Below are 12,855 nucleotides of genomic sequence, written 5' to 3' on the forward strand. Positions count from 1 at the left end.
TCAACGTAATGTCAACAACTTTTTTTATTTCTTTTCGTTGTTTTCGCTTGTCTGCGTTAGCAACAGATATAAATATACCAAATCAATTTTATAAAAACAAGGGGTAAATTAAAAGTTTAAATTTTCTAATATTAATAACTAAAAAAAGATGGCCGTAGCCATCTCTTTTTTAGCGTTGACGCATATGTGGGAATAATAGCACATCACGGATTGACGGTGCATTTGTTAGTAACATAACAAGGCGGTCAATACCGATTCCTAGACCACCTGTAGGTGGCATACCATATTCTAATGCCTCGATGAAGTCATCGTCCATCTCATGTGCTTCATCGTTTCCTTGTTCTTTCTCTTTCAACTGAGCTTCAAAGCGCTCACGTTGGTCAATTGGGTCATTTAGCTCTGTAAATGCGTTCGCGTGTTCACGCGCAACGATAAACAGCTCAAAACGGTCAGTAAAACGCGGATCTTCCGCATTTTTCTTAGCAAGTGGAGAGATTTCTACAGGATGTCCGTAAATGAACGTTGGTTGAATTAACTGCTCTTCTACTTTTTGTTCAAAGAATTCATTTACAATATGTCCATATTGCATATGTTCAGTAATTTCTACCCCGTGTTCTTTTGCTAAAGCACGAGCTTCTTCAACAGATGTTTCTCCCCAGAAGTCTACGCCCGTATATTGTTTAATAGCATCGACCATATGAAGTCTTGTCCATTCTGGAGTTAGATCTACCTCTTGGTCGCCATACTGAATCTTTGTTGTGCCAAGTACTTCTTGCGCAATGTGTGCAATTAAGTTCTCTGTTAAAGCCATGATATCTTTGTAGTCCGCGTACGCTTCGTACAATTCGATCATTGTAAATTCAGGGTTGTGACGTGTAGATACACCTTCGTTACGGAATACACGGCCAATTTCATATACTTTCTCTAATCCACCTACGATTAAACGTTTTAAATGAAGTTCAATCGCAATACGCATATAAAGTTCCATATCAAGCGCATTGTGGTGTGTTACAAACGGACGAGCTGCTGCTCCACCTGCGATTGAATGCATCATCGGTGTTTCAACTTCTAAGTATCCATGATTATCTAAGTAACGGCGCATCGATTGAATAATGCGGCTTCTTGAGATAAATGTTTGTTTGCTTTCCGGGTTTGTAATTAAATCTAAGTAACGTTGACGGTAGCGCTGTTCAATATCTTTTAAACCATGATATTTATCCGGAAGTGGACGAAGCGCTTTTGTTAGTAACGTGAAATCTTTTACTTTAATAGAAAGTTCGCCAACTTTTGTTTTGAATAAAACACCTTCAACCCCTACCAAGTCACCGATATCTACGCTGCTGAAGATTTCGTACTGTTCTTCGCCAATTGCATCTTTACGTACATAAAGCTGAATTTGCCCTGTTAAATCTTGAACGTGAGCGAAACCTGCTTTTCCTTTTCCACGCTTTGTCATAATACGACCAGCTAGTGACACAGGCACTTCATTTTCTTCTAACTGTTCTTTTGTTAACTCGTCATACTCACTAATTAATTGCTGTGATGTATGTGTACGTTCAAAACGTTGACCAAACGGATCAATACCCTGATCTCGTAGGTTGCTCATTTTTTCGCGACGAACGAGAAATTGATCATTTAATTCTTCATGACTCATCGTTTACTCATCTCCATCGTATAATTAAGTTTTCCGAAACAGAAAAAAGGCCAGCATGTTTACTGGCAACTACTACGTTTCTTTAAAATTATTATAGGTTCAGTCGTTTCTCTATGTCAAATCGCTTTATTCTTGCTTCGCTTCTCTTTTTCTTTGATTTCTCTAACAAGCTACCGAATAAACCAACAACCTGCGAACCCAAAGCTCAAAGTTTTTACTCTGAACTCTACTTTACTCCAATATAAAAATGAATCAACTAATAAGATTCGTTTTTACTTATGTAAATCATTACTATTATTTTCGAACATATCTAGTATACCACTTGTTTGCTCTCGAAATAATTTTACATCTTTTAAATCTGATAAACGTGTTGTGATGGTTTCAACTTTTTCTTCTGCTACAGGGAGAATAAGAGATGGAGCTAGTTCGTTTAGAGGAACCATCACAAATGCTCGTTCAAACATTCGGGGATGAGGGACGCTCAGTCTATCCGTATGAATGATTTCATTACTATACAGTAAGATATCTAAATCAAGGGTTCTAGGTCCCCATACAATCTCTCTTTTTCGACCTGCCGCTTGTTCAATGGCTTGCAAACAATCTAAAAGGTGCTTTGACGAATACGTTGTTCGTATTTTTACTACCATGTTTAAAAAACTTGCTTGATTCGTATACCCGACCGGAGCCGTTTCATAAACAGATGAAACAGCCACTACCTTAATCTCAGAGTGTTTCATCAAGCCAGTAACTCCCGACTTCAAATGTTCCATTCGATTTTCAATATTTGATCCTAATGCAATATATGCTTCTGTTGTCATTCAACGGCTCCTTTTAATTTCAATAGCTACCGATTGATAATAACCGGGAATTGGCGGATCAGGCTTATATACCTTTACAGTACAAGCCTGCACGAGTTCGTAATTAGCAAGCAATTCAGATGCAATCGTTTCGGCCACCGTTTCAACTAACTTGAACGTGCGCTTCTCTACAACTTCCTGGCATGTTTGGTATAAATCTGCATAGCTCACCGAGTATTCTAAATTATCCGTAGTACCAGCTTGTTTTAAATCCAGTTCTACAGCTAAATCCACGTGAAAACGCTGCCCTAATTTATTTTCTTCTGGAAATACGCCATGATATCCATAGAAACGCATATCATTCACATAAATTTTATCCATCTTTATCCTCTCCTTTCACTTTTATACATGTAGCTGGCATCGACTCATTAGCGACATCGTGTAAGAGCAATACTCTTTTTGCAACTGAGCTGTCAGCGTGTGGTCTCCTACTGAAAACTGCTTATCCTTTATACTTCGAAGAGGTACAATTTCTTGAATGGAATTTGTAACGAAAGCTTCATCACCCTCCAAGAGCTGTTCCACCGTAAATAAACCTTCTACAACCTTTATGTTTTTCTTTTGTAAAAGCGTAAAGATAAACTGTCTCGTAATTCCATTTAAGATACCTGTTTCAAGAGACGGTGTATATACACAATCATCTTTTACAAAAAATAAATTTGACACAATACCCTCAGCTAAGAACTCTTCTTTTGTTAAAAAGATACCCTCTTTATTTAAGTCTGAACCAACTTCTCGCTTAGCTAGTACATTATTTAAATAATGATGAGACTTCAACCTCATGGTTCCTTCAGGCGTATTTCGTTTCGTCTCAAGAATAAGCCCCTCTTTTACAAGGGGGCTCGATGGATGAGGCATTGATTTCATATATACGATTGTAGATGGCTTGTCGTATTCTTCCACTTGCAATCCAATTCCGCCATTTCCTGCTGAGACATTTAATCGAACATACGCATTTCTCTCATTGTTTTTCATTAACAGACTATTAATGATTCCTAACACGTCGTGTGTGGAATAGTCCCATACAATATTTAATTCACGTAAGCTGCTACGCAGTCGATCCAGATGGTCTTCCACTAAAAATGGATGACCTTCATAAACTCGTAGCGTTTCAAACAGCCCTAGCCCATACATATATCCGTGATCAAACGGAGAAATAGTGGCTTCAGACGCAGGCTTTACTTCGCCATTTACGTATATATACATATCATTACACTCGCTTTTTTTCGTAAGTTTCAATAAAATTCTTCAGCATTTCTTTACCGTAAGAAGTCATGATAGATTCAGGGTGGAACTGTACTCCTTCAATAGGTAATGATTTATGGCGAATCGCCATAATTTCATCTTCTGCTGTCCACGCTGAAATCTCAAAACAATCCGGCAGTGAACTTTTTTCTACAATCAAAGAATGATATCGCGTTGCCGTGAACGGATTATCAAGACCTTTAAAGATAGTACGGCCATCATGATGCATTTCAGATGTTTTCCCGTGCATTAATTTATCCGCACGAATCACATTCCCTCCAAAAGCTTGCCCAATCGACTGATGCCCTAAGCATACGCCGAATATTGGAATCTTACCTGCAAAATATTCGATGGCTTCTAGACTGATTCCCGCTTCGTTAGGACTGCATGGTCCCGGGGAGATCATTAAAAAATCTGGATTTAGCACTTCAATTTCAGAAAGTGTAATTTCATCATTTCTTTTTACAAGAAGCTCATGCCCTAGCTCACCTAAATACTGTACTAAATTAAACGTAAAAGAATCATAATTATCAATCATTAATATCATCTTTACTCACCCTCACTCAGCTCATTTTCGCTCTGCTCTTTTGCTTTCCATAGTGCAATTGCTTTTTTCAGTGATTCTTTGTATTCGTGTTTCGGATTTGAATCAATCACAACACCCGCACCAGCCTGCACATAAGCTTGGCCGTCTTGAATAATCATAGTGCGAATCGCAATATTTAATTCCATATCTCCATTAAATCCAATCCAACCAATCGATCCTGTATAAATTCCCCGCCTTACAGGTTCAAGTTCTTCAATGATTTCCATTGTACGAACTTTAGGTGCTCCAGTAATCGTTCCTCCAGGAAAAACCGCATCTACAATATCTACAAAATCTTTATTGCGTGCGAGCTTGCCTTTTACATTAGACACAATATGCATCACATGTGAATATTTTTCAATAACCATAAACTCGTCAACGTGAACGGTACCATATTCGCTTACTCTACCAAGATCATTACGCTCCAAATCAACAAGCATCACATGCTCTGCACGCTCTTTTTCGTTATGAATAAGCTCATCCGCTAACTGTTGGTCTTCTTGATCATCCTTACCGCGAGAGCGCGTTCCCGCAATCGGTCTCGTACTGATTTCGTCACCGGCTTTTTTTACTAATAGTTCTGGTGAACAGCTCACAATGTGAAATTCTTCTGTCTGCATATAAGACATGTAAGGAGACGGATTGATTTTTCGTACCTGTTCGTAGATATGCATAGGATGAGTTTGAAGCTGTTGAGACTGTCGAACAGATAAATTCACTTGAAACACATCGCCTTGCCCGATGTACTCATGTACGCGAGTTGTGGCATCTGAAAAAGCAGCTTCAGACATCGAGACCTCACTCTTTTCGGCAACACGATGAATCCGCTCATATGAGAGTCCTTTAGCACTTGCCTCCATCCAGTCCTTTTTGTATTGATCAATACGCTTATGTGCCTGCTCTTTACAATCTGCTTCGTCATTAACGATAATCCAGAGCTTTTCCTTTTCTTGATCGTATACAAATACGTCATCGAAAATAAGGAAATAAACGTCCGGCGTTTTCAATGAATCTTCAGCAAGATCAGGTATGGTTTCTACATAGCGGATATAATCATAGCTAATAAAGCCAATTGCTCCACCTTGAAAAGGAGGAAGATCTGGATTCACCTCTGCTTCAAACTTCTTCATCCAGTCTCGCATAAGATGAAGCGGATTACCTTTTTGAACAGTAGCTTGGCCATCCGTTTTGATATGAAGCTCGTTTTGTTCGCCTCGCAAAATGGCTACAGGTTTTAATCCCATCATTTGAAACTTTCCGCCTCGACCGCTTTCAAGCAGGATATGATTCGGTTCCTCTTTTGACAACTCTTGATATTTTTTGAACCATTGGTTTTTAGAGATAGAAATAGATTCGCCCCAAGTCATTCTTTGCTGCATTTGTTCACTCTCCTAAAAATAAATCACCTGCTTTCATTTTACATGATTCTCAGATGAAAAAAAACAGCTTCATATAGAAGCTGTTTTTTTATCGTTTTTATGCTTGTGTTTGTTCCTCGAATTGGAACAATGGAGTACTTAAGTAACGCTCGCCGTTACTTGGAATAATCGCTAACACTTTTTTACCTTTTCCAAGCTGTTTTGCAGCTTTTAACGCAGCATAAATCGCAGCCCCAGAAGAGATACCTACTAGTACACCTTCTGTTTTTGCTACTTTACGGGCATATTCAAAAGCTTGGTCGTTTTGAACAGCGACCACTTCGTCATATACTTCCGTGTTAAGCGTATCCGGAACAAAGTTTGCACCAATTCCTTGAATTTTATGAGGTCCTGGTTGACCACCGCTTAAAATCGGAGAATCAGCTGGCTCTACGGCATAAATTTTGATGTTTGGGTACTTTTCTTTTAACACTTCACCAGCACCTGTAATAGTACCGCCAGTACCGATACCTGCCACAAATCCATCTAGCTGATCGCCAAACTGCTCGATAATTTCTTTAGCCGTTGTTTGACGGTGCACTTCTGGGTTCGCTTCGTTTTGGAACTGTTGAGGAATAAAGTAGCCGTGCTCTTTTGCAAGCTCAGTTGCTTTATTAACCGCCCCTTTCATTCCTTCTGGACCTGGCGTTAACACTAACTCTGCACCGTAGGCACGAAGCAGATTACGACGCTCAATACTCATCGTTTCAGGCATTGTTAAAATAGCACGATATCCTTTTGCTGCAGCTACCATTGCTAAGCCAATTCCAGTGTTACCACTTGTTGGTTCAATGATTGTGTCGCCAGGCTTTAACACACCTTTTGCTTCCGCATCTTCAATCATTGCTAATGCAATACGATCTTTTACGCTGCTTCCTGGGTTCATAAATTCTAATTTTAAATATACATCCGCCATATCTTCTTCAACTAGACGGTTTAGTTTTACGATTGGTGTTTGACCAATTAACTCTGTAATTGAATTTGCAATACGTGCCATATGACCACTCCTAATACCAACTAATTTTATTGATTTTGTATACAATTTATCAGATGTTTTCTAAATTGTCAATCATTTTGTCTTTCCATTTACCTAATTTTGTTATATTTTTAGATCAATATATACAGAAATAGAACTTAATATCTATAAAAAAAGGCGCTCATTTATAAAATGACGCCTTTTAAGAATCTTTTATTTCATTTAAATTGCTTGTTCTTTCATTTCTTCAAGCTGCTGTTTATCAAAACGATAGGTCTCATTACAGAAATGACACTGTGCTTCAGCTTGGCCGTCTTCCTCAATCATCGATTGAATCTCTTCTTGTCCTAAGCTGATAATAGCATTAGCAATTCTTTCTTCTGAACACTGACATTTGAACTCTACAGGCATTGTCTCCAGAAACTTTACATTTTCTTTTCCAAGAACTTCTTCTAAGATTTCCTCAGGAGAAAGACCTTTTTGAATCAGTTTTGAAATTGGTTCAATCGTCTGTAAGCGTTGTTCAATAGCTGTAATCGTTTTATCATCTGTTCCTGGCAGAAGCTGAATGATAAATCCGCCCGCAGCTAAGATCGTGTTATCAGGGTTAACAAGTACACCTACACCTACTGAAGACGGGACTTGTTCAGATGTCACAAAATAATACGTGAAATCCTCTCCTAATTCTCCCGATACGATAGGTACTTGTCCGTTAAATTGATCACGCATTCCGATATCTTTTACGACACTTAGCGTTCCATCTGTACCTACAGCACGTGCTACATCTAATTTCCCATGCTGATTTAAATCGAAGTGCGTTTGCGGATTCGTTACATATCCACGCACTTCCCCTTTAGCATTGCTGTCTACTAAAATAACGCCAATTGGGCCGCGGCCTTCAATTTTAATTGTTAGCTTTTGCTCACCCTTTAGCATGGCCCCCATCATGACTCCTGCAGTCATTGAACGTCCCAATGCTGCAGAGGCTGTAGGCCATGTATAGTGACGGCGCTGCGCTTCTCCAACTGTATCCGTTGTTTTTACCGCATAAGCGCGAACTTGACTATTGTAAGCTAGTGCTTTTACTAAATAGTCACCCATAATATACACCTCTTACTCCATATTTTTTGTATAAATTATTTGCAATCCTTTTAAAGTCAAAAATGGATCCACAATATCAATAATATCCGACTCTTTAGCAATCAATGTTGCGAGTCCTCCAGTAGCAATAACTTTAGGATTTACTGTTGCTTGCTCTTTCATTCTTGCTACAATTCCTTCTACTTGTCCAACGTATCCATATAAAATACCTGCTTGCATCGCAGATACTGTATTTTTTCCAACAATGCTATTTGGTCGCGCAATTTCAATTCGCGGAAGCTTAGATGCTCTTGAATAAAGAGCTTCTGTCGAAATATTAATACCAGGGGCAATCGCACCACCCATATATTGCTTATTTTCATCAATATAGCAATACGTGGTTGCGGTACCAAAATCAACGATAATTAAAGGGCTTCCGTACAGCTGAATTCCAGCAACAGCATTTACAATACGGTCTGCTCCCACTTCACGTGGATTTTCATATTTAATATTTAAACCCGTCTTAATTCCAGGACCAACAACAAGCGGCTTTAAATGAAAATACTTTTGACACATTCTCTCCAATGCAAACATAATAGGAGGAACAACAGAGGAAATAATAATACCATGAATATCTTTAAAAGATAAACTAACGTGCTCAAGCAAGGCTTTGATTGTCATGCCATACTCGTCTTCTGTTTTATTACGGCTTGTTTCTACACGCCAATGGTACTTTAATTCATCTCCATCGTATACGCCTAATACCGTATTCGTATTTCCAACATCTAATACAAAAATCATTTCAATCACCACTTTATATAAATTCAGTATTCACACTGAAACCATCATACCATAACTGGTAAATAGACGTGTATATTCTAGATAAAATAGGAATATAATGACACAATTCTCTAGTGTAGATTCTACTTATCCACTATATATGAAAAACCTTTTACTAAATCTAACTTCTAGCCAACAAAAAAATCAGTGGAGATAGTCTCCACTGATTTTTTATGGTCTTATGCTTTTGGCTCTTCATCGTCTGTCTTTGTTTGGATGTTTACTTTAACATCTTCATCTGTTACATGACTAGAACGGTCTGGAAGAGTTCCATGATCTACTAAGTGGTTGATCTGCTCAGCGTCTAACGTTTCTACCTCTAACAATGTTTGAGCTACAAGCTCTAACTTGTCACGGTTTTCCGTTAAGATCTGCTTCGCACGCTCATAGCTTTCTTTAATGAAACGTTGGATTTCATTATCAATTTCATGAGCAATCGCATCACTGTAGTTTTGTTCACTGTGTAAATCACGACCTAAGAATACTTGGCCTTGTTGTGATTGACCGAATTGCATTGGTCCTAACTTTTCACTCATACCGTATTCTGTTACCATTTTACGAGCGATGCTTGTTGCACGCTGGAAGTCATTGTGAGCACCTGTACTCACTTCGCCGAAAATAATTTCCTCAGCTACGCGACCACCAAGCAATCCAACAATTTTATCCAGCAGCTCTGGCTTCGTCATAAAGTAGCGATCTTCTTTTGGTAACATAACAGCATATCCACCAGCTTGCCCACGTGGAACAATGGTTACTTTATGTACCATATCAGCTTCGTCTAATACGACACCGATAATTGTATGTCCTGCTTCATGATAAGCAACAATATTGCGTTCTTTTTTAGAAATAACTCGACTTTTCTTAGCTGGACCTGCAATTACACGGTCTGTTGCTTCGTCAATGTCGACCATTTCAATTTTCTTTTTGTCCTGTCTAGCAGCTACTAAGGCAGCTTCGTTTAACAAGTTTTCTAAATCTGCACCTGAGAAACCTGGCGTACGCATAGCAATTGCTTTTAAGTTTACTGATTCATCTAAAGGCTTATTGCGAGCATGTACTTTAAGTACTGCTTCACGGCCATTTACGTCTGGACGATCTACCGTAATTTGACGGTCGAAGCGGCCTGGACGTAATAACGCTGGATCTAAGATATCCGGACGGTTTGTTGCTGCAATGATAATGATACCTTCGTTAGCACCAAAACCATCCATCTCAACAAGCAATTGGTTCAATGTTTGTTCACGCTCATCGTGTCCGCCACCAAGGCCTGCGCCACGTTGACGACCTACAGCATCGATTTCATCAATAAAGATAATACATGGAGCATTCTTCTTCGCATTTTCGAATAAATCACGAACACGAGAAGCACCGACCCCAACAAACATTTCAACAAAGTCTGAACCACTGATAGAGAAGAAAGGAACGCCTGCTTCACCAGCAACAGCTCTTGCTAATAATGTTTTACCAGTACCAGGAGGTCCCACAAGTAAGACACCCTTCGGAATTCTTGCACCTAGCTCTGCGAATTTACGAGGATCTTTTAAGAACTCAACAACTTCCACAAGTTCTTGCTTTTCTTCGTCTGCACCAGCTACGTCTTTAAATTTAACCTTTTTCTTTTCTTCGCTGTAAAGCTTAGCCTTACTTTTACCGAAGTTCATAACACGACTTCCGCCGCCTTGAGCTTGGTTCAGTAAGAAGAAGAATAGGATGAAAATAATAACAAACGGAATGATTGACGTAAAGAACGTTACCCAGCCGCTTGTTTCATCAGCAGGTTTAAAATCAACTTGTACTTGATTATTTTCTGAAGCAGCGTCAATACGATCAAGAGCTTTGTCACCATCTACGATGTAAGTTTGGAACGTTTGATCCTTTTTATAAGAATCTAACTTTCCTTGCACAACATACACGCCTCTTTCAGGCTTCATAGAGAGTGATTTCACATCACCTTTGTCTAAGTGTTGAACAAATGTATCGTATCTCATTGGTTCTGCTTTTTGATTAGAGCCACTAAAGAAGCTTACCACGCCGATAATGACTAAAAATATAAGTAAATAAAAGATGGTATTACGGAAGATCCGATTCATTTCTTACCTCCTCCCACGATAAACAAATACTGTATTCAATACTAACATAGAACATTTATCCTATCCAATAAATTGCACTTGGATATGTGCTTATTAATTGCTGTATACTTGCGGTTTGAGAACCCCAATATACGGCAGGTTACGATACTTTTCTTGATAATCCAATCCATACCCTACTACGAATGCATCAGGTACTTCAAATCCAACATAATCTGCTTTAATAGCTGCTTTACGACCTGTTGGTTTGTCTAAGAGTGTGACAATCTTAATTGACTTAGCTTTACGGTACTTGAATAACTCCACAAGATAGCTAAGTGTTAAGCCGCTGTCGATAATATCCTCTAAAATAAGAATGTCTCGACCTTCAACTGATGTATCTAAATCTTTTAGGATTTTTACTTCACCAGAAGAAACCATTGCATTGCCATAACTTGATACATCCATAAAATCCATTTCTAAATATGTATCAACACGCTTAATTAGATCAGACATAAAAGGCATAGCACCTTTTAGTACACCGATTACCAAAGGAAAACGGTCAGCGTATTCCTCAGATAATAGCTTACCCAATTCTTTTACTTTCTGTTGTATTTCTTCTTCTGAAATCAAAATTTCTTGAATATCCTGCTTCATTCCTTACTTGCCTCCTAGAAGTTTTCGCTACTTATAGTATAAAATAACATATCTGGACTTATGTGTATGCAGTTCATAAGCAGATTTTTTCAAACCAGGTAGCCACAAAATAGTTCCTTGGCTATCTTCCACTACCGGCCAATGATCTCTGAAGTGTAAAGGGATTTTTTCATCGATAAAAATATCCTTTACTTTTTTATGTCCCTTCATGCCCTTTACTCGCATTTTATCACCATTTTTTCGTGTCCTTACCTTTAATGATTGTAAATCGTGAGCTTCATCTAAAAGAAAAACATCGTTTCCTTTTATATCTTCGACTTTATTATGTATTTCACAAATAAGCTGGTGACCATTTGGAAGCTCGACGACCCCTGGAATCGGAACAATAAATTCATATGGCTCGATGTTCCCCTCATTAAAGGTGAAAAGACAGTCGTTGTAAGATCGGATAATGCGTAAACCATTTGGAAAGTCAAGCGTCCCAGACGGTTTGTCACTTTCACAAAATCCTACTAACGTGTCAACATGCGCTGAGGAAAGGGTTGGAGGAATTTCTTTATAGAGATAGTTTAATATTAGTTGAATACCACGCCTTTGTAAAGGCTTGCGTATCCTTAGAAAACAATCTCTATCAATGAGAATTTCATTTTGCAATTTCTTTCTCATTACTTTATTCATCACATCGGTCGTTAATTCCTCTAAGTATGCTTGATCTTCATGCAAGTTCTCGCTAAATTGTTGAAATTTTTCATGTACAGCGGCGTTTTCTTGCTTTAAAAATGGCAAAACGTAATGACGAAACCGATTTCTCGTGTACGAGTCTTTCTCATTACTCGGATCAATTCGAGGTGTAAGCCCATGTAGCTTACAGTAGCGATTGATTTCTTCTTTCGTTACGGCTAGGAACGGCCTAATAATAAATCCATCCCCATATGGCCGCTTGGGCTGCATCCCTGCGTATCCATTCATCGTACTACCTCGAACCATTCGCATTAACATCGTTTCAATTTGATCATCTCCGTGATGTCCTAATGCAAGAAGATTTGCTTTGTGCTTTTTCATAACATGAGTAAAAAACGTATAGCGGCATTCTCTGGCAGCTACTTGAGAAGATAACTTTCTTTCCTTCTGATAGGCAGTAACATCAATCTGCTTCGCTTCACATTTAATATTCAATTGTTTGCAGTAGTTCTGCACATATTCCATATCTTGCTGTGACTCTTTGCCCCGGAACATATGATCAACATGAGCAGCAATAATCGTAAGAGATTTTTGCTCTTTCAGACTCCATAAGAAATGCAGCAGTGCTAAAGAATCAGGACCACCAGAAATACCTACAATCACCGTAGAGCCTGCGGATAATAACTGATGTTTTGTCATAAAATTGTTCACTTGCTTTTCCATAGGAATGACTCATCCTTATAATGTACACGCAATAATGTATCATTAATTTACTTTATACGAATGACTATAAGG

At 38.6% G+C, this 12,855-nt stretch carries 12 protein-coding genes; all 12 read right to left on the reverse strand.

Annotation, left to right across the window (positions count from 1 at the left end; all coding sequences use genetic code 11):
* Positions 1-169 precede the first annotated feature (169 nt).
* The gene (gene lysS / locus N178_RS21530) at positions 170-1,654 is read right to left on the reverse strand and encodes a lysine--tRNA ligase (RefSeq protein WP_013054894.1); all 1,485 of its coding nucleotides are present in this window, start codon (positions 1,652-1,654) and stop codon (positions 170-172) included.
* A gap of 272 nt (positions 1,655-1,926) precedes the next feature.
* Entirely contained in the window at positions 1,927-2,472 is a 546-nt protein-coding gene (gene folK, locus N178_RS21535) for a 2-amino-4-hydroxy-6-hydroxymethyldihydropteridine diphosphokinase (protein ID WP_045294797.1), read from the reverse strand.
* Positions 2,473-2,832 (reverse strand): dihydroneopterin aldolase, encoded by a 360-nt coding sequence (gene folB / locus N178_RS21540; RefSeq protein ID WP_013054892.1) that lies wholly within the window; start codon positions 2,830-2,832, stop codon positions 2,473-2,475. It abuts the gene before it with no gap.
* Positions 2,833-2,853: 21 nt separating this feature from the next.
* Positions 2,854-3,717 (reverse strand): aminodeoxychorismate lyase, encoded by an 864-nt coding sequence (pabC, locus tag N178_RS21545; protein ID WP_045294839.1) that lies wholly within the window; start codon positions 3,715-3,717, stop codon positions 2,854-2,856.
* Between the two features lie 4 nt (positions 3,718-3,721).
* Entirely contained in the window at positions 3,722-4,303 is a 582-nt protein-coding gene (gene pabA / locus N178_RS21550; protein ID WP_013054890.1) for an aminodeoxychorismate/anthranilate synthase component II, read from the reverse strand.
* Between the two features lie 2 nt (positions 4,304-4,305).
* Positions 4,306-5,721: an aminodeoxychorismate synthase component I gene (gene pabB, locus N178_RS21555; protein ID WP_045294798.1), complete on the reverse strand. Its 1,416-nt coding sequence runs from the start codon at positions 5,719-5,721 to the stop codon at positions 4,306-4,308.
* Between the two features lie 97 nt (positions 5,722-5,818).
* Positions 5,819-6,757: a cysteine synthase A gene (gene cysK, locus N178_RS21560; protein ID WP_013054888.1), complete on the reverse strand. Its 939-nt coding sequence runs from the start codon at positions 6,755-6,757 to the stop codon at positions 5,819-5,821.
* A gap of 201 nt (positions 6,758-6,958) precedes the next feature.
* Positions 6,959-7,837 carry an Hsp33 family molecular chaperone HslO gene (gene hslO, locus N178_RS21565; RefSeq protein WP_045294800.1) on the reverse strand — a complete coding sequence of 293 codons (879 nt, stop codon included), beginning with the start codon at positions 7,835-7,837 and terminating at the stop codon, positions 6,959-6,961.
* Positions 7,838-7,849: 12 nt separating this feature from the next.
* Complete coding sequence (locus tag N178_RS21570) at positions 7,850-8,617, reverse strand: type III pantothenate kinase (protein WP_013054886.1); 768 nt, start codon at positions 8,615-8,617, stop codon at positions 7,850-7,852.
* Between the two features lie 218 nt (positions 8,618-8,835).
* Positions 8,836-10,746, reverse strand: coding sequence for an ATP-dependent zinc metalloprotease FtsH (ftsH, locus tag N178_RS21575; RefSeq protein WP_045294802.1), 1,911 nt, complete (start codon positions 10,744-10,746; stop codon positions 8,836-8,838).
* A gap of 93 nt (positions 10,747-10,839) precedes the next feature.
* Positions 10,840-11,379 carry a hypoxanthine phosphoribosyltransferase gene (gene hpt / locus N178_RS27670; RefSeq protein WP_028412649.1) on the reverse strand — a complete coding sequence of 180 codons (540 nt, stop codon included), beginning with the start codon at positions 11,377-11,379 and terminating at the stop codon, positions 10,840-10,842.
* Positions 11,380-11,406: 27 nt separating this feature from the next.
* Positions 11,407-12,783, reverse strand: coding sequence for a tRNA lysidine(34) synthetase TilS (tilS, locus tag N178_RS21585; RefSeq protein WP_045294803.1), 1,377 nt, complete (start codon positions 12,781-12,783; stop codon positions 11,407-11,409).
* Positions 12,784-12,855 lie beyond the last annotated feature (72 nt).

This window comes from Priestia aryabhattai B8W22 (assembly GCF_000956595.1).
Taxonomy (GTDB): domain Bacteria; phylum Bacillota; class Bacilli; order Bacillales; family Bacillaceae_H; genus Priestia; species Priestia aryabhattai.